The 19,323-nt window shown below is 39.6% G+C and carries 14 protein-coding genes; 9 read left to right on the top strand and 5 right to left on the bottom strand.

Translation table 11 applies throughout. From position 1 onward, the window contains the following. Window positions 1-89 precede the first annotated feature (89 nt). Window positions 90-1,310, top strand: a complete 1,221-nt coding sequence (locus AC2117_RS13880) for an MFS transporter (protein WP_133974876.1) — start codon at window positions 90-92, stop codon at window positions 1,308-1,310. A 69-nt stretch (window positions 1,311-1,379) separates the two neighbouring features. On the opposite strand, the gene AC2117_RS13875 is transcribed toward AC2117_RS13880, so the two are convergent. Continuing rightward, complete coding sequence (locus tag AC2117_RS13875; protein ID WP_133974875.1) at window positions 1,380-2,525, bottom strand: aldose epimerase family protein; 1,146 nt, start codon at window positions 2,523-2,525, stop codon at window positions 1,380-1,382. 191 nt (window positions 2,526-2,716) lie between these two features. On the opposite strand from AC2117_RS13875, the gene AC2117_RS13865 reads away from it, so the two are divergent. After that, a complete protein-coding gene (locus AC2117_RS13865) occupies window positions 2,717-3,163 on the top strand; it encodes a hypothetical protein (protein ID WP_133974871.1) in 447 nt (148 codons plus the stop codon). Between the two features lie 12 nt (window positions 3,164-3,175). Here AC2117_RS13865 and AC2117_RS13860 read toward each other — a convergent pair whose 3' ends face one another. Beyond that, a complete protein-coding gene (locus AC2117_RS13860) occupies window positions 3,176-4,051 on the bottom strand; it encodes a LysR substrate-binding domain-containing protein (protein ID WP_098714593.1) in 876 nt (291 codons plus the stop codon). 184 nt (window positions 4,052-4,235) lie between these two features. Here AC2117_RS13860 and AC2117_RS13855 point away from each other — a divergent pair, with 184 nt between their 5' ends. The 5 genes from AC2117_RS13855 to AC2117_RS13835 all read left to right on the top strand — a co-directional run bounded on the left by AC2117_RS13855 (window position 4,236) and on the right by AC2117_RS13835 (window position 9,673). Then, window positions 4,236-4,985 carry an SDR family NAD(P)-dependent oxidoreductase gene (locus AC2117_RS13855; protein WP_133974869.1) on the top strand — a complete coding sequence of 250 codons (750 nt, stop codon included), beginning with the start codon at window positions 4,236-4,238 and terminating at the stop codon, window positions 4,983-4,985. A gap of 77 nt (window positions 4,986-5,062) precedes the next feature. Next, complete coding sequence (locus AC2117_RS13850) at window positions 5,063-6,364, top strand: MFS transporter (protein WP_197731020.1); 1,302 nt, start codon at window positions 5,063-5,065, stop codon at window positions 6,362-6,364. 19 nt (window positions 6,365-6,383) lie between these two features. Continuing rightward, entirely contained in the window at window positions 6,384-7,229 is an 846-nt protein-coding gene (locus AC2117_RS13845; RefSeq protein ID WP_133976376.1) for a transketolase, read from the top strand. Between the two features lie 10 nt (window positions 7,230-7,239). After that, window positions 7,240-8,244, top strand: coding sequence for a transketolase family protein (locus AC2117_RS13840; protein WP_133974865.1), 1,005 nt, complete (start codon window positions 7,240-7,242; stop codon window positions 8,242-8,244). A gap of 199 nt (window positions 8,245-8,443) precedes the next feature. Beyond that, window positions 8,444-9,673: a hypothetical protein gene (locus tag AC2117_RS13835; RefSeq protein ID WP_133974863.1), complete on the top strand. Its 1,230-nt coding sequence runs from the start codon at window positions 8,444-8,446 to the stop codon at window positions 9,671-9,673. 42 nt (window positions 9,674-9,715) lie between these two features. On the opposite strand, the gene metH is transcribed toward AC2117_RS13835, so the two are convergent. Next, window positions 9,716-13,402 (bottom strand): methionine synthase, encoded by a 3,687-nt coding sequence (gene metH / locus AC2117_RS13830; protein ID WP_133974861.1) that lies wholly within the window; start codon window positions 13,400-13,402, stop codon window positions 9,716-9,718. A 467-nt stretch (window positions 13,403-13,869) separates the two neighbouring features. Between metH and AC2117_RS13820 the strand changes: the two genes are divergently transcribed. Both AC2117_RS13820 and AC2117_RS13815 read left to right on the top strand, forming a co-directional pair. Continuing rightward, a complete protein-coding gene (locus tag AC2117_RS13820) occupies window positions 13,870-15,501 on the top strand; it encodes an inorganic phosphate transporter (protein ID WP_133974859.1) in 1,632 nt (543 codons plus the stop codon). A gap of 163 nt (window positions 15,502-15,664) precedes the next feature. After that, on the top strand, window positions 15,665-16,999 hold the full coding sequence (locus AC2117_RS13815) for a D-serine ammonia-lyase (protein WP_133974858.1): 1,335 nt from the start codon (window positions 15,665-15,667) through the stop codon (window positions 16,997-16,999). 46 nt (window positions 17,000-17,045) lie between these two features. On the opposite strand, the gene AC2117_RS13810 is transcribed toward AC2117_RS13815, so the two are convergent. Both AC2117_RS13810 and AC2117_RS13805 read right to left on the bottom strand, forming a co-directional pair. After that, window positions 17,046-18,593 (bottom strand): hypothetical protein, encoded by a 1,548-nt coding sequence (locus AC2117_RS13810; protein WP_133974857.1) that lies wholly within the window; start codon window positions 18,591-18,593, stop codon window positions 17,046-17,048. A 548-nt stretch (window positions 18,594-19,141) separates the two neighbouring features. After that, window positions 19,142-19,306, bottom strand: a complete 165-nt coding sequence (locus tag AC2117_RS13805) for a hypothetical protein (RefSeq protein ID WP_133976375.1) — start codon at window positions 19,304-19,306, stop codon at window positions 19,142-19,144. Window positions 19,307-19,323 lie beyond the last annotated feature (17 nt).

Raw genomic sequence — 19,323 nt, 5'->3', positions numbered from 1 at the left:
GTCACTTATACGATGATTATTGGAAGATAACTTTATAAGCGACAATTTACAATAAGCACCTTACTTAAAAATATTGGAGTTTTTCAGGTATGACGTCTTCAATACAATTGAAAGATGGTATTGCCAATACCGTTGCTAATGATCAGCCTCAAGGAATGATTATTAAAATTGTAGGCGCCGTGGCGGTTGCACATTTACTGAATGATTTGATTCAGGCAGTCTTACCAGCCATCTATCCAATGCTTAAAGCAAACTTTTCACTGAGTTTTGCTCAAGTTGGCCTAATTTCGTTTGTGTACCAGATTACAGGTTCACTGCTACAGCCTTGGATTGGACTTTATACCGATAAACATCCAAAACCGTATCTTCTGCCACTGGGAATGATGGTTACATTCTGCGGCATTATCTTGTTGGCATTTTCACCAAGCTTTACTGTGTTGTTATGTGCATCTGCGCTTATTGGTGTAGGGTCTGCAACTTTTCACCCTGAAGCTTCACGAGTGGCGCGTATGGCATCCGGTGGGCGTTTCGGTACGGCTCAATCAACTTTTCAGGTGGGTGGAAACACAGGCACTGCCATTGGTCCATTATTAGCAGCTTTGCTGATAGTTCCGTTTGGGCAGCATGCAGTTGCTGGCTTAGTTATATTTGCACTTTTAGCCATTTGGGTTTTATTTGGTGTAAGCCGTTGGACGATTGGTCATGCTAAAAGTCAGGTGGCAACACGGGTGACTCAAGCACATAGTAAATTGCATGGTCGTAAGCTCATTATTGCTTTGAGCACCATTAGTGTGTTGATGTTCGCCAAATTCACCTACATTGCCAGCATTAGTAATTACTTTACATTTTACTTGATTCAAAAGTTCCATATCAGCATTCAAACGGCACAATTGCACTTATTTGCTTTCTTGGCTGCTGTTGCTTTAGGAACATTTGCGGGTGGTCCAATTGGTGACAAAATTGGCCGTAAAGCGGTTATTTGGGTTTCATTTGTAGGTATGGCGCCGTTTGCATTAATGATGCCGTATGCAAACTTATTTTGGACAACAGTTTTCTCAATTATTGCAGGTTTGATATTGTCATCTGCTTTTGCAGCCATGGTGGTTTACGCACAAGAAGCTGTTCCGGGCCGTGTGGGCATGATTGCAGGTTTAATGTTCGGTCTGATGTTTGGGGTAAGTGGTATTGCCGCAGCAGGGTTAGGGCATTTAGCTGATATTAACGGCATTGAATGGGTATTTGGTTTATGTTCATTGTTGCCATTACTTGGTTTTGCAACTGCATTTTTACCAAACACAAAGGTTAAATAAATGAAAAGACTCTCAGTCATATTAAGCTGAGAGTCTTTTTTAAGATGAATATAGTTTCAATTCAAAAGACTATTTTTGAATACCAAATTTAAATACGGTGACACTGTTATACGTTTGATTTGGGTTTAAACGTGTAGATGGGAAAGTCGGTTGATTGGGACTGTCTGGAAAATGCTGTGTTTCTAATGCTAGCGCATCTGCTTGTCGATAAAGTACGCCATTTGCGCCAGCAACATTTCCTAATAAATGATTGGCCGTATACATCTGAACGCTTGGTTCAGTGGTGAAGACTTGCATGGACCGTTTAGATTTTGGATCAACCACAACAGCTGCAAGATTTAATTTCCCTTGAGACTTTTGATTAATTACCCAAGTTTGGTCATAGCCATATCCATACGCCAATTGCTGATTATTTGCTCGAATATCTTTTACAATTGCTTTAGGAGTCCGAAAATCAAAAGGTGTACCTGCAACTGAAGCAATTTCACCTGTTGGTAAAGAATTTTGATCGGTTACCAATACACGGTCTGCATTGAGCTGTACAACATGATCTAGTACGCCATACGGGTTGTTCCCAGCACCTGACAAGTTGAAATAACTGTGGTTGGTGAGATTGACGACTGTAGGTTGATCAGTTTTGGCCTTATATTCAATCTGGAATTCATTTTGATCTGAAAGACTATATATCACTTCCACATCTAATTTCCCGGGAAAACCTTGATCACCATTTGGACTGGTTAACTTAAGAGAAGCTTTGACGATTTCACCTTTAGACACGAGGGGCTTAACTTGCCAAACACGTTTATCAAAACCAGGATTCCCGCTATGTAATGAATTCGGTCCATTATTTTTTTCAAGATTATACGTTTTTCCATCTAAGCTAAATTTAGCATTGCCAATACGGTTGGCATAACGTCCAATTAATCCACCAAAATGAATACCTTCCTTAGTATCAGTTATTTCATAACCTTTTAGATCATCAAAGCCCAAAACGATATTGTTTTTTTTACCTTGTGCATCGGGAGTCAAAATCTGTGTAATTACGCCACCAAAACTAATAAAAGAAACAGAGATACCTTTGTTATTGCTCATGGTGTATAGATCAACTTTTTGACCATCTTGAGTCGTACCATATGGTTTTACATTTAATGTTGCTGCATTTGTAAGTTGCGCAAAGCTACAGATCGTGAAACTTAAAATTACTAATTTTTTCATGTTTATACTCTATTTTGTAATAGTAGGATTGGATGAATATAAGATTGATTTTTTATCTTTTTAAAGAGGTTTTTATTATATATAGTGTTAATAATAATCGAGTGGTTAATGCTAAATATTGAACAACCAGCACAATTTAAGGCTATAAATAAAGTAACTTTTTTAGCAAACTTCAACAGCACGCCATTTTTATGGCTCATCCCGATTCAATTTTAAAAATTTCACTTGGTCTCAATGGCCTATCATTTGACCTAAACAACCAACACATCCAAATTGAACAGGGCTTGGGTTTTGTTGAGTCAAAAAGCATCAGCCATGGTGTTATTGATGAGCTTACTATTGAAAAGATGATTTACTTTATTGAAGAAATTATAGAGTCTCAGCCACTCAGAGACCTAAATATAAGTGGTGTAGCTGTTACGTCTGATACAGCCATGACACAACTCAGTGAGTTATTTTTTAGTGCTAAAAAGCAAATCAGTCGCATTGAGCTTGAGCATGGATTCAATGAATTTATTGAGCATTTGAGCTACTACACAAGCCAAGTAGTCCCAAATCAGCTTTATATTTTTACCTACTTTGTATTTGTTCGAGAGATGATGCATCACTTAAGAGTTGAGCAAATTCAGATTATTTAAGAAATTGCTTTCTCAATCTGCCAACTCATCATGAATCCAGTTTAAAAACAGCTCAATTTTAGGAATAAACTGATGGGTTCGCGGGTAAACCAGATGATGAGCAGAAATAGGAATTGATAACTCATCTGCAAAAACTCTAACTAATTTTCCAGACTCCAAATAATTTTGAGTGAGTAAATTACTTTCTAAAACAAAACCTAGTCCATGCGTTGCCGCTTCAAGTGACATATAAGAGCGGTCAAAACTCAAAGTGTAGGGAAACTCAGGAATGCTTAAGCCCTGATGCGCAAACCACTGGGGCCAAGTGACTAAGGTTGAGCGCGATAAAATCAGTTCTTTTTTTAATAAATCTTGGGGCTTATGCACTGGGCTGCGCTCAAGCAACTTAGGCGATGCAAGCACTTCTAGCTTTTCATTACGAATGGTTCTGATTTCCACACCCGTCCAGTTAGGTAGGCCATGGCGAATATCAATGTCGATCTTGTCACGAGTAAAGTGCAAGTTTTCATAAGAGCACGATAGGTTGACCTGAATCATTGGGAACTTTTCTTTAAATGATTCGAGGCGTGGCAGTAGCCAAAGCAAACCAAAACTTGGGGATGAATGAATATATAAACTGTCTTTAGGACTTTTATCAGCGGCTTTTTCAGTGGCTAACATCAGGTTATGCAAAATGGTCGTGACATCCTGAAAATAGCGTTCACCTGACGGGGTAAGCGTCACACCACGGGCACCACGAATAAATAAACTCTGCCCAATCATTTCTTCTAGTTTGGCAATTTGGTGACTGACTGCTGAAGGAGTGAGATTCAAATGCTCCGCTGCCTTAGCAACATTGCCGAAACGGGCGGTTTGTTCAAAAGCCTGTAATGTTTTAATTGACGGCATCTGGTTGAAATTGTTTTCACTACTATCCATGAAATAATCCGTTTTTATCCCTAAAACTTATTTAAAAATAGCACAGGCATGAATTTTTTTCATGCCTTGTTGAATTCGAGATGATTGCTGGAACCTCTGAAAAAAGAGAATCTAAGTCCGAACTCAGGAAATAAAGTGTAAAAGAGGATTCAACATGTTACTACAAGGAAAAGTGGCATTAATTACCGGTGCAGCATCAGAACGTGGAATTGGGCGAGCAACCGCAGAAATCTTTGCACAACAAGGTGCCAAAGTCATTATTGTTGATTTAAATCTTGCTCAAAGCCAAAACGCTGCAAAGGCACTTGGAGAAGGGCATTTAGGTCTTGCTGCAAACGTTGCAAATGAAGAGCAGGTCAAAGCAGCTGTTGAACAAGCTATACAACACTATGGAAAAATCGACATTTTAATTAATAATGCAGGCATTACCCAACCTGTAAAAACACTTGATATTCAACGCAATGATTATGACCGTGTTTTAGATGTCAGCCTGCGCGGAACACTCATTATGTCGCAAGCTGTTATTCCATCCATGAAAGCAAATGGTGGCGGAAGCATTGTGTGTCTATCTTCTGTTTCAGCACAACGCGGTGGTGGTATTTTTGGCGGGCCGCATTATAGCGCTGCAAAAGCTGGGGTTTTAGGTTTGGCAAAAGCGATGGCTCGTGAGTTTGGTGGCGATCAGATTCGTGTAAATTCTCTTACTCCGGGTCTAATCCAGACTGATATTACGGGTGGTTTAATGAATGATGACCGTCGTCATGACATTCTTGCAGGTATTCCACTTGGCCGTTTAGGTAAAGCACAAGATGTTGCAAATGCAGCACTGTTTTTGGCAAGTGATCTGTCAGCGTACTTAACGGGTGTAACACTCGATGTAAATGGTGGCATGCTGATTCATTAAAGCTTGCCATTTCAAAACTAAAAATAGAATGATGGTCACAAGAGGATACTGTGGCCAAATGTAAAGGGATTCGCATGATGGATACAGTGTTTTCATCTGAAGTAGATACGGCAGTTCGTAAATCGGCGTATCGAAAAATTGCATTTCGGCTCATGCCATTTTTAATGCTTTGTTATTTTTGTGCCTATTTAGATCGAGTCAATGTTGGTTTTGCCAAGCTCCAGATGATGAGCGATTTACAGTTTAGTGAAGCTGTATATGGATTGGGTGCAGGGATTTTCTTTATTGGTTATTTTCTCTGTGAAGTGCCAAGTAACATCGTACTTCATAAAGTAGGTGCAAGACGCTGGATTGCCCGCATCATGATTACATGGGGCATTTTGTCAGGTTGTTTTGCCTTTGTTCAAACCGAATGGCAATTTTACACCTTACGCTTCTTACTCGGTGTTGCTGAAGCCGGTTTGGCTCCGGGCTTGTTACTTTACCTCACTTACTGGTTCCCGTCTTATCGTCGGGCACGCATGACCGTACTTTGGTTTATCGCAATTCCAATTTCAGGAATGATTGGTGGACCACTTTCAGGCTTAATCATGGACCGAATGAGCGGTGTGCATGGCTGGTTTGGCTGGCAGTGGATGTTCCTCATTGAAGCCATTCCTACTGTGCTTGTTGGTTTGCTCGTACTTGCTGTTTTAAAAGATTCCGTTCAAGACGCTAACTGGCTAACTCAAGATGAGAAAAACTTGGTGAAGCAAGAGCTTGCTCAAGATAACCAACACAAAGAAGGTCATGGGAGCGTTAAAGAGTTTGTCGCGGATAAACGTTTATGGTTACTTGCAGGCATTTACTTTTGTGTCGTGATGGGCCAATACGCCATTACCTTTTGGCTACCCACTCTCATTCGTAACTCAGGCATCAGTGATAACTGGCATATTGGGCTACTTACGAGTCTTCCTTATATGTGCGCCATTGTAGTTATGCTTTTGGCAGGGCGTAGTGGCGACCATTTCCAAGAACGCCGTTGGCACTTAATTATCCCAATGTGTGCGGGTGCAATCGCACTCACCCTTGCGACTTTGCTCGCTTCAAATCTGACACTTTCTTTAATTTGCCTTTGCATTGCAGCCTCAGGTGTGCTCACTGCATCTTCTTTATTCTGGATGTTACCAACCAACTTTTTGGGTGGTGTTTCGGCAGCGGCAGGTATTGCAGCCGTCAATAGCTTCGCCAACCTTGCCGGATTCTGTTCACCTTATTTAATCGGTTGGGTCACCACAAATACAGGTTCAAATGCAATTGGCATGTTCTTAATCACAGCAGTATTAATTTTCGGTGCCAGCTTGGTTCTGCGCGTTCCGGCAAAACTGGTCAATCGTTAATAAGGAATAGTAAATGACAATGTTAAATATTGATAAATCAGGCCAACTTGCCGAGTTGCAACAACGTGCCTACCACATTCGCCAACATGCTTTACGTATGGGGCAAGTACAAGGTCAAGGCTATGTTGGACAGGCTCTAGGTGCCGCAGATCTACTGGCCGTATCTTATTTTCATGCCATGAAATATCAGCCAGAAAACCCAGAGTGGGAAGGCCGTGACCGTTTTTATTTGTCTATTGGGCACTATGCAATTGCACTTTATGCAGCCTTAATTGAAGCAAACATTATTCCGCTTGAAGAACTTGAAACCTATGGAGCAGATGACAGCCGTTTACCGATGTCGGGCATGGCTTCTTACACACCGGGCATGGAAATTACAGGTGGTTCATTAGGTCACGGTCTTGGAATTGCAGTCGGTGCGTGTTTAGGGCTGAAACAGAAAAAGTCGGATGCTTTTGTCTATAACTTACTGTCCGATGGAGAGCTAAATGAAGGCTCAACATGGGAAGCGGTGATGTCTGCCTCTCATTGGAAGCTAGATAACCTAATAGCCATTATTGATGTAAATAACCAACAGGCAGATGGGCATTCAAGCGAAATTTTGGCTTTTGAACCCATTGTAGACCGTTGGCAGTCGTTTGGTTGGTACACCCAACGCGTAGATGGCAATGACATAGAAGCTTTACTTGAGGCATTCGATCAAGCACGAAACTATGAAGGAGCATGCCCGCGAGTCATTATTTGTGACACCAAAATGGGTAAAGGCGTGTCGTTCTTGGAAAGCCGCGAAAAAACACACTTCATTCGTGTTGATGAACATGAATGGGATGACGCTTTAAATATTTTGACCCACTACGAACAGTAAGGAACACACCATGAGCCAGTTAGCCAATCCTCTTAAGAAAAAACTAACCACTTCGGCAATGATTGCTTCCATTGCTGCTGAGGGTCAACCGACTAAACCCGCACCATTTGGTCATGCACTCAATGCCTTGGCAAAAGAGCGTGATGATATTGTGGGGTTATCAGCAGATCTATCAAAATATACTGACCTACATATTTTTGCCAAAGAAAACCCAGACAAATTTTTCCAAATGGGCATGGCAGAACAACTTTTGATGAGCGCAGCAGCAGGACTTGCTCGTGAAGGATTTGTTCCTTTTGCCACTACCTATGCTGTGTTTGCATCACGCCGTGCCTATGACTTTATTTGTATGGCAATTGCCGAGGATAACCTCAATGTCAAAATCGTCGCTGCGCTTCCGGGTTTAACCACCGGTTATGGCCCAAGTCATCAGGCGACTGACGATATTGCGATTTTCCGTGCAGTGCCGAATCTGATGGTCATTGACCCATGTGATGCCTTGGAAATCGAACAAGCGATTCCTCAGATTGCGGCTCATAATGGCCCCGTATATATGCGTCTATTGCGTGGTCAGGTTCCATTAGTGCTCGATAAATACAATTACCAGTTTAAATTGGGTAAGGCGCAGGTGATTAAACCGGGTAAAGATTTACTCATTATCTCGACTGGTTTGTTGACCATGCGTGCGCTTGAGGCAGCCGAAGAGCTTGAAAAAGATGGCATTGAGGTTTCAGTGCTGCATGTACCTACCATTAAGCCTTTAGATGAACAAACTATTTTGGATGAAGTCGCAAAAGGCGAACGTCCTGTTTTAACTGCCGAAAATCATTCTGTGATTGGTGGTTTAGGGGAAGCAGTCGGGTCATTACTTTTAAGAAATGGACAACATCCTCGTTTTGATATGATTGGTTTGCCAGATGCATTTTTAGATGCAGGGGCATTACCAACTTTGCATGATCGATATGGTATTTCAACTGAAGCAGTTAAAGAGAAGATTAAGTCACATTTGAAGTAAAGTTCATGTGTGTTTGATACAGATAGTATTGAAATAGATTGTTTAAAATCCCTTAATCTTAAAAGGTTGGGGGATTTTTTATCTCCATATGCTAATGAAATGTAGATATTAATTAATAGGAAGTTGGCTATTTTGAAGGTTTGGTTTAAATAATTATGTGTTATAAGATGAATAAAAATTATAAATAGGATTTGAAAAAATGAAAAAAATACAGTTTAGTCTATTAAGTTTTTTAATGTTGACTGGATGTGGTGAAAATAACCAAAGTATAGTACCAAATAAAGATAATACATTGCTTATACAAGGCGTTAGTGTTAATGAAAAGGTTGAATTGAACCCAGCCATAACCAACTATGACCTAATTGCCTATGGTAATGAACCTACTGAGGCTGTCTTGATTAATTTAACGGGACAGGAAAAAAAGCTCTTGGGCTCTATTTCATTAAAACCTTATTCAAATATAGCGAGTTTAGATTATTTGGTATGGAAGGATACTTTAAATAAGGCACTTATATGTTTACCAATCTTAACTTGTCCAGATGGTACGACATATAAGATAGAAAATTTCGGGGATAAATTGAAATTGAGTTTTGATTTGAATCAGTCCAAAAATGAGTTCTCAGTAACTTCTATAAACGAAGAGGAGGTAGGAAATAGAGTTCCCGTAGTTGTGTCTGGGAATATAAATTTTACGGTTCCTTCAAATTGGCCATTGTTTCAAAAAGATAGATTTTCAGCTATCAAAGTTAATGATATTGCTATTGATGGAAGTATTTTTAAAATTATAGATTTTGAGGAGTCAAAGCAATATTATAATAATGAATTAATATACACTACCAAAAAATTTACTTTGAAGAAAAATGAAGATATTTCATATTTAAGTATAATCTTTTATGAAAACAAGGTGAAAGGTAATGCATTAATTAATTTGGTATATAAAGGTTGGGATTTTAAAAATATAGAGAAATTGAGCGATCAGTTTTGGAAGGAAGATCAAAAAAATATAGATTTTAATCTAGAAAATATAGAATTGATTGATCACATTAATAATAGGAGACTAAATGTTAGTGTAAATGTGAACATGCCTAAAACTTATAGTGACTTACAATTTGGGGATCAAAAAATAGTAATGTTGCCTATTCATAATCGTTATATAGCTACAGTTAAAAATGATCGAAAAATTTATAATCTAGGTTTTGAAAATAGTAATGAATTGATTGATATATCTATCATTCAAGAGCTGGCAGGACATTTAAGCGTTAAAACAATAATTGGTGAACAAGAGTTCATGTGCGGAAATCGAGAAATCCCTTGTTCGGGCATAACTTCAGATAGTGATAGACAAACTTTTTATTTTCATAATGTAAAAGCAGGAGCAAATACACTTAATGGTATGACTCATATTACAGGGGTATTTGAACAAAAATAAAAAATCCCCTCAATCGAGGGGACTTTTTATAATTACTTAAGCTTAAACAATCGAATCATCCAAATTCGGCCCTAACCAACGCTTCGCCTCATCAAGTGTCCAGCCTTTACGTTTTGCATAATCTTCAAGTTGGTCTTGAGAGATTTTACCCACGTTAAAATATTCACTTTGAGGGTGTGAATAATAGAAACCGCTCACCGAAGATGGCGGCATCATTGCAAAATGCTCAGTGAGTTTAGTACCGATTTTATCGGTAGAACCTAGCCAGTCAAACAACACCGCTTTCTCAGAGTGCTCTGGACAAGCAGGGTAACCTGGTGCAGGGCGAATACCGACATATTTCTCTTTAATCAGTTCTTCATTACTCAGTGTTTCATCAGCTTTATAGCCCCAGAACTCTTTACGAATGCGTTCATGCAAATGTTCTGCAAAAGCTTCTGCAAAACGGTCAGCCAACGACTGAACTAAAATTGCAGAGTAATCATCACTTTTGGCTTTGTACTCGTTTGCTAATTCTTCTGCACCAAAAATCGATACAGTGAATCCGCCCAAGTAGTCCTGTTGCTCACGGTCAGTACGGATGTAATCTGCCAAAGACAAGTTCGGTTTACCTGTTACTTTGTCTGATTGTTGACGTAAATGTTCAAATGTGTGCGTAACATTTTGACCAGCTTCATCAAATACGCTCACTGTGTCAGCGTCAGTGCGCTGGGCAGGGAACATACCAAATACAGCACGGGCATCAAAAAGGTTGTTGTCGATAATATCTTTCAACATTGCTTGTGCTTGGTTGTACAAATCTGTTGCAGCTTCGCCAACCACTTCATCTTCTAAAATTTTAGGGTATTTACCTGCCAAGCTCCAAGAAATGAAGAATGGCGTCCAGTCAAAATATTCAACCAATGTTTCAAGTGGGTAGTTTGTTAAAACTTGAGTTCCCAAAAGGTTTGGTTTTGCTGGAACGTAACTTTCATCAATTTTAAAGCCATTTTTAACAGACTCTGCATAAGTCAGTTTTGCTGCTTTTGGTTGTTTGTTAGCTAAGCGCTCACGAATTTTGACATATTCAGCACGGTGCTCTTCAATGAATTTTCCACGCATTTCTTTTGAAAGCAGGGTAGTTGCAACACCCACTGCACGTGAAGCATCTGCAACATAAATCACCGCATCGTTATGGTACTGAGGATCAATTTTTACTGCCGTGTGTGCTTTCGATGTCGTAGCACCACCAATCAATAAAGGAATATTAAAACCTTTACGTTGCATTTCTTTAGCAACAAAAACCATTTCATCTAAAGATGGGGTAATCAATCCCGACAAACCGATAATGTCACATTTCTCATCAATCGCGGTTTGTAAGATTTTCTCACAAGGTACCATCACCCCAAGGTCAACAATGTCGTAACCATTACAGCCGAGTACAACACCCACAATATTTTTACCAATATCGTGTACGTCGCCCTTAACAGTTGCCATCAGGACTTTACCTTTAGACTGGCTGCCTGTTTTTTCAGCTTCAATGTACGGGTTGAGCCAAGCCACAGCTTGCTTCATGACACGTGCAGATTTCACAACCTGTGGTAAGAACATTTTGCCTGAACCGAACAAGTCACCGACCACGTTCATACCGTCCATCAAAGCGCCCTCAATCACATCTAATGGACGCTTGGCTTTTAAACGTGCTTCTTCAGTATCTTGGTCGATGTAGGTAGTAATACCTTTCACTAACGCATATTCAAGGCGTTTCTCAACTGGCTCATTCCGCCATTCAAGGTTTTCAGCTTCACGTTGTGCACCGCCTTGGCCACGATATTTTTCAGCGACTTCGAGTAATTTCTCTGTAGCTGCCTGACCAGTCTCACCTTGGTTCTGGTTTAAAACAACATCTTCAACCGCAGCTTTGAGTTCTTTAGGAATATCATCATAAATTGCCATTTGACCGGCATTTACAATCCCCATGGTCATACCTTGTTTAATGGCATGGTACAAAAACACAGAGTGAATCGCTTCACGAACAGGCTCATTTCCACGGAACGAGAATGATACGTTTGATACACCACCTGAAATCATGGCATGTGGCAAGTTCTGCTTAATCCAGCCGGTTGCTTCAATAAAGTCCACAGCGTAGTTGTTGTGTTCTTCAATCCCTGTTGCAACCGCAAACACGTTCGGGTCAAAAATAATATCTTCAGCAGGGTAACCGACTTCGTTGACCAAAATGTCATATGAGCGTTTACAGATTTCACGCTTACGTGCAGCGGTATCTGCCTGACCCGCTTCATCAAAGGCCATAACAATAACTGCAGCACCATATTGACGGCAGAGGCGAGCCTTTTCGACAAACTCGTCATAACCTTCTTTTAAGGAAATCGAGTTAACAACGGGTTTACCTTGTACACATTTTAGACCTGCTTCAATGATTTCCCATTTCGATGAGTCAATCATGATCGGCACACGTGAAATGTCAGGTTCAGATGCTACAAGGTTTAAGAAATGCACCATCGCATTTTGCGAATCGAGCATCCCTTCATCCATGTTAATGTCAATAATTTGGGCACCAGCTTCCACTTGTTGTTGTGCAACTTCTAAAGCTTCGGCAAAGTTTTCTTCGCGAATTAAACGTAAGAATTTTTTTGAACCTGTAACGTTCGTACGTTCACCCACGTTTACAAAAAGTGAGTCGTCATAAATATTAAAAGGTTCTAAACCACTTAAACGACAAGCAGGCACAGTTTCTGGAATTTGGCGAGGTGCAATGTCTTTGACTGCATTATAAATGGCACGAATATGGTCTGGAGTCGTACCACAGCATCCACCCGTAATGTTAATGAGACCACTTTCTGCAAACTCTTTTAAGAAGGCAGCTGTCTGTTCAGGAGTCTCGTCATATTCACCAAACGCATTTGGTAAGCCAGCATTTGGATGCGCTGAAACAAAGGTATCTGCTACATCAGAAATAGTTTTTACGTGAGGACGCATGGCATCTGCACCAAGGGCGCAGTTAAAACCAATAGAGAGTAAGTCACCATGACGTACAGAGTTCCAGAAAGCTTCGGCAGTTTGACCCGTTAAGGTACGACCAGATGCATCGGTAATGGTCCCTGAAATCATGAGCGGTAATTCACGACCAATTTGCTTAAACACTTCTTTAACCGCAAATATGGCAGCTTTACAGTTTAAAGTATCAAAAACAGTTTCGATCAGAAGAATATCTGCACCACCTTCAATCAGTGCATGAGTCGCTTCAATATAATTTTCTTTTAGCGCATCAAAACTAATATTACGAAATGCCGGATCATTTACATTCGGTGAAATTGAACAGGTACGAGATGTGGGACCAAGTACGCCTGCTACAAAACGAGGTTTGTCTGGCGTTGAATATTTTTCACAAGCTGCTTTTGCTAAACGTGCTGCTTCACGGTTAATTTCGGGAACCAGATCTTCCATGTGGTAGTCCGACATAGAAACACGTGTGCCGTTAAAGCTGTTGGTTTCAATAATGTCTGCCCCAGCATCAAGGTAAGCTTCATGAATGCCTTGAATAATTTGAGGTTGTGTCAAAACAAGCAGGTCATTGTTACCTTTTAAGTCATGTGCCCAATCGGCAAAACGCTCACCACGATAGTCAGCTTCTTCTAATTTATGGCGCTGAATCATCGTTCCCATTGCGCCATCAATAATCAAAATACGTTTAGCAAGAAGCGCTTTTAGGGTGGCAAGCGTAGACATAGAAAACCCTGACCTTTATATATACGAATTTAAAAATGCGGCGCTATTGTAACAGAATAGCAGCACAAATGATGATCTATGACGACCCACCATTCACCGTAAATTACTCGTTAAAAAAAGTGTGTCCGGATAAAAATAGGGTGTTTTTTCATCAAATATTCATAAAATGATCATGATATTGAAATATTTCATCTTCAATATTCCATTTTATGACAATTAAGCTGTTTAAAAAATAATCATACAGGTAATTTTTTAGATATTTTTGCTTTAAAAATAATCATAAATAAGGAAGATATAACTTGATTTAAATTATTGTATTTTAATAAAAAAATAAATTGCATTGAGGAAAGGTGCATCAAATGAGGTCAAAATATGAAAAATTGACTTCATCAGGCGCCGCTTTGTCATATAATTGTCATAATTTAATTTAAGAATACAGAGGATTTTTCTATCCTCTTACCGTCTGCATGAATTCTAATCTACCCCCTGTTTCGGATTCAAAACTTGCGGCAAACCTGCAAGTCAAATCGACGAATGTACATGTCCCGACACCTAAGTTTTTTATGCCGGTGTTTCTGACGATTATTGTTGCAACGCTTATTTATATTGGATTTCAGGTGAGTGCTGATTTAGCACACGTACCGCCTTTGAGTCTTTATTCGGTTATTCTTTTATCTACAGCACTCTTGATTGCATTAGGCTTTGAGTTTGTAAATGGCTTCCACGATACTGCAAATGCAGTAGCAACAGTGATTTACACCAATGCTTTACCTGCACCAGTTGCAGTCATGTGGGCAGGTTTTTGTAATTTTCTTGGGGTAATGGTTGCAAGCGGCGCAGTCGCTTACGGCATTATTGCATTGTTGCCTGTTGAATTGATTATGAACATGGGTAGCGGTGCAGGTTTCGCAATGGTTTTTGCGCTTCTCATTGCTGCAATTCTTTGGAACCTTGGTACTTGGTTCTTGGGTATTCCTGCTTCTAGTTCTCATACCTTGATTGGTTCAATCTTGGGTGTGGGCATTATGAACCATCTATTGAGTGCATCGACTGGCGTAACAACCAGTGGTGTTGATATGGATCAGGTGATTAAAGTTGGTAAAGCATTATTGCTTTCACCTTTAATTGGTTTTGCTTTTGCAGCGATTGTATTCTTGTTGGTTAAAACTATTTTTAAACGCCAATTGGAATTATTCCAGCCACCTGAAGGGAATAAACCACCACCAGCAATCATTCGTGCAATCTTGATTTTTACCTGTACAGGTGTAAGTTTTGCACATGGTTCTAATGACGGTCAAAAAGGTATGGGTCTCATCATGCTGATTTTGGTTGGTCTGGTGCCTTTGGCTTATTCATTAAATAAAAACCTTGATACACAACAAGTTCAATCATTCCATCAGCTTTCTTCTCAAACTGCCGTATTTTTGAATCAAAATCAGCCAGAATTAACCGATGAAAAAGCACGTGTTATTTTGACTAAATATATTCAAACTAAACAGCAAACTCCGGAAGTAATGCCTGCATTGGCAAGCATGACGGATCATTTGGGTGAGCGTGTTTCTAGCTATAACAACTTAAAAGATATTCCAGAAGCTGCAATTAGCGAAATTCGTAATGACATGTATTTAAGCACCACATCGTTTAAACGTTTGGATAAAGCGAATGCATTACCGAAAATGGATCAGTCACAAGAAAAACTCGTGAAAGCATACCGTAGTAGCTTAGATTCATTCTTACAATACATCCCAACTTGGGTAAAAGTAGCAGTTGCTTTGGCACTTGGCTTAGGCACCATGGTTGGCTGGAAACGTATTGTTGTGACTGTAGGTGAGCGTATTGGTAAGCATCATATGACTTATGGTCAGGGGATGTCTGCTGAGCTTGTGGCAATGAGTACAATTGCAGCTGCTGACGGTTTAGGTATGCCTGTTTCAACAACACACGTTTTAAACAGTGCTGTTGCAGGTACCATGGTAGCGAATAGATCTGGTTTAAACTTTAATACAGTTAAAACGATTTTATCTGCATGGGTATTTACACTCCCTGCAACAATCTGTTTGTCAGGCGGTTTGTACTGGTTATTCTTACAGTTTGTATAAACGTCTTTAAAAATTAAAGCCACTGTTCACAGTGGCTTTTTTATTTGTTTCTTTTTAATGTTCAGTCTATTTTCATGTACATTCAACTATAAATTAACGAGACGTTATAAAGTCTCAAGCAGCTTTAGAGGCTAGGCTTAAAACTTTGATATCAGGATAGATTATGGATGCGATTCAAATAGATCAGCTAAAACAACAATTCCCACTTATTGAAAAATTGCAGAATTATCAAGAGATATTTTGGTTTATACCACATTGCTATCCTTTAAAAGAAGCTTTAGAAAAAGTTGGGCTCACAGCAGAGGACGTAAGTGAAGCAGAAGCCAGATTAGAGCGCTTTGCACCGTACTTAGCAAAGGTGTTTCCTGAAACTCAAGCACAACATGGAAAAATTGAATCAGAAATAGTTGAAATTGCCCATATGCAGCAAGCACTATCTTCAACAAAACAAGTGCAGTTGAGTGGAACATTCTGGCTGAAAAAAGATAGCCATTTACCTATTTCTGGTTCAATCAAAGCACGTGGTGGTATTTATGAAGTCTTGGCTCATGCGGAAAAGTTGGCAATTGAGGCGGGACTTCTCAAGTTGGAAGACGATTATAGTAAGTTAGATCAAGACTCATTTCGAACGTTTTTCTCTAAGTACCAAGTTGCGGTAGGTTCTACAGGAAATTTAGGGCTTTCGATTGGTATCATGAGTGCCAAACTGGGCTTTAGAGTAACTGTTCATATGTCTGCCGATGCGAGGCAGTGGAAGAAAGATAAACTACGTTCACTGGGCGTTAATGTTGTGGAATATGCTAGTGACTATGGAGTCGCTGTTGAAGAGGGAAGAAAAGCAGCAGAGCAAGATCCGCACTGCTTTTTTATTGATGATGAAAACTCAAAAACATTATTTTTAGGTTATGCAGTTGCAGGAATACGTTTAAAACAGCAATTTGAGCAAAAACAAATTAAAGTCGATGCTGAACACCCATTATTTGTTTATTTGCCATGTGGCGTTGGTGGTGGCCCTGGAGGTGTCAGTTTTGGGTTGAAACTTGCTTTTGGTGAGCATGTTCACTGCATTTTTGCAGAACCCACCCATTCGCCATGTATGTTACTGGGTGTCCATACAGGTTTGCATGATCAGATTTCAGTGAATGACATTGGACTCGATAACGTAACTGCCGCAGATGGGCTCGCAGTAGGCCGTGCTTCAGGTTTTGTGGGACGTGCTATGCAGCAGTTAATTGATGGCTACTACACCATTGATGATGAACGTTTATATGAGCTCATTGCACTTTTAAATCAAACCGAAAATATTCAACTTGAGCCTTCTGCGGTAGCTGGAATGATGGGGCCATATTATGTCCAGACGAGTCCTGATTATTTGGCTTTACATCAACTATCAGCTGAGAAACTACAACAGGCAACCCATGTGATATGGGCGACAGGAGGCGGTATGGTGCCGCCTGATGAAATGCAAAAATATCTATCACACTTTCAAAATAAATAGATAAATATAGAAAAAAGCCCAATTCTAGAATTGGGCTTTAATATCATTATTTTTTAGATGATTTCCCAAATGGTAGTTTTTCGATTGCAAAGCCATAGATTGCAGCAAAAGGCAGGGCAGTTCTTGCTAAATAAGCAACACGCCACAATCCGCCGTGGTTGGCACCTTCCATCATGAGTTCAAGCGGATGGTCCAGCTCAGTTTCAGGATTTGCTACAGAAGCCTCATTTCTTAAGTCATGAATCCAGATTGCAGCCATAATTGCATTGGTCGTTTCAGGGCTAAATGCTTCTACATCAAAAAGCTCTGCACCATTAAAAGCTGCTTTCAACAATGGATTTTTAGTCACAGAGTGAGTCGTTGTAGATGGAGCAATATTAATACTTACTTGTTGTCCCTGATGGCGGGCCAAAATAGCACGCCATTGTTGAATGCGTTTTGCCAAGGCGTAATTTGGCCCTTGCTCAACAACTAGACAGTCGGCAATGCCATAAGTTTTTCCATTTTCACAAGCGATTAAGTCTTGATATGGCGCTTGAAAAAAACGATTGAGCGAAAGAGCGGAAACACCTTTCACCGCCATTTTTTGTATTTTTGTACGTGATTTAAACTTTTGTTGAGCAGCTTTGGCAACTTCTTTAGGAACCGCATAAACATCGGTTGGCGTACACATAAACATAAGGCTTGTATCTGGTTTATGTTCACTTACAAATTGCATGATGCTGTCCATTGCCATGGAAACACGAACATGCTTTTCCCCATCTAAATAGGCAATTGCAGCCAAATCTAATTTTTGTGGAAACTGAACTAACCACTGCGCAATTTCTGGTAATTGAGTTAGTAAATTTGCACCCAATTTATCCTTTAACTCAGAAACTTTTGCGGATGAATCAACTGGTTCAACACATGGTGCAATGAGAGTTGCGTTTCCTTGTTGAATCGTATTTAAAATTTTACCCCAGACACGTGAGTTTGGTAAGTCGACAGCAATAATATTCGCTTTCCATTTAGCTAACCAAGGTAGGGGGCCTGCTTCTGAAGCTGCACCAAACAGCACCATAGTTCGATCAGATAAATCAAACCATTCAGGGTGGGCTACGGCTTCACGTAAAGCTTGAGCATGGCTCGACTCCATAATGCCTGCATTTTCCCAACGCTGAATTTGGTCAAGCAAGCTTTGTCCACTGAGCTTTTGTCCTTTATAAGGAACATACCACTCTGGTGCTGCTTCACTTTCACCTTTAAGTTTTACTGTATGAAGAGATGTAGATGAAGCAATATGAACCGCATCTTTTAAAAAATAATGTTTACTATCACGATAAAAGTCAAAAATATGGTGAGCCTTATGCAAACCTTGCTTAGCAATAGTAATTGGGTTGCTACTATTAGAGATCCCGTGTTTAACAAGTGCTTTAAAATATATAGGGTAATTTTTTCGCCAGTTTTTTTCATTCAGCACTTGTTGCGCGGTTTTATTATCTACGACAGATAAAGCCTCTGACAAAATCTCTTGGCCTGTAAGAGATGTACTTTGTTTTTTTGTTGAGGCGTGTACTGGAAATTGTAGACCTTCGACTTGACTTGTGCTGGACATAAAATATCTCGTTATACGACTGGGTTAATATACAGATGTATACATTATCTATGCCAATGAAAGGAAACGAGTGGCAATAACTGACAAAATAATATTGATTATTTTTGTGATGAAGCGTGAAATAGAAATTTATTATGATAAATTCATCTCGTTTTAGTCTTAATTTTTTTCACATTTTTAGAACATTTTTATAGACTTATGTTACATAAATGATTATTTTGTATTAAGCAAATACATCAGTTTTAACCTGAAGGTAAAATGTTCAAAATGTATCAATAATACAGATACAGAAATGATTAAAAACTAGACTTTTTATTAAAAGATAAGAAAAGTCAGATTGAATAAGAAAGAATTGGGGTGAAACTAGATAGAAGACAACATAAGATTGTCTTTTAAAAATCTTGGGGATATGGTGATTTTTTTGCACCATAATTTTCTAGTTTCATCCCATCTATTTTGGGCTGAGACCCTCCATTTACTATTCAACTCATCACTTTATTGAACTTTATTTTTCCAGATAACTTTAAGTTATTTGGAAGTAGGTATTTCTAACAACGTCCTTTTTTCGCTTGTCCTGGTGGGCAAAAGCCTCCAGGTTGTCCGTAGTAAGGTGAATCTGGGTCAATTACAATACTGCCATCTGGGGTGTGAACGGCACAGGCTGACAGTGACATTGTGAAAATGGCTGCCGCGCAAAGAAATAGTTTTTTCATCATGTTCTCACTTTTTT

Origin of the sequence: Acinetobacter calcoaceticus, from assembly GCF_900520355.1 — a bacterium.
GTDB lineage: Bacteria > Pseudomonadota > Gammaproteobacteria > Pseudomonadales > Moraxellaceae > Acinetobacter > Acinetobacter calcoaceticus_C.
Note: the sequence above shows the minus strand (reverse complement) of the source record. Positions and strands in the feature narration are given on the sequence as shown.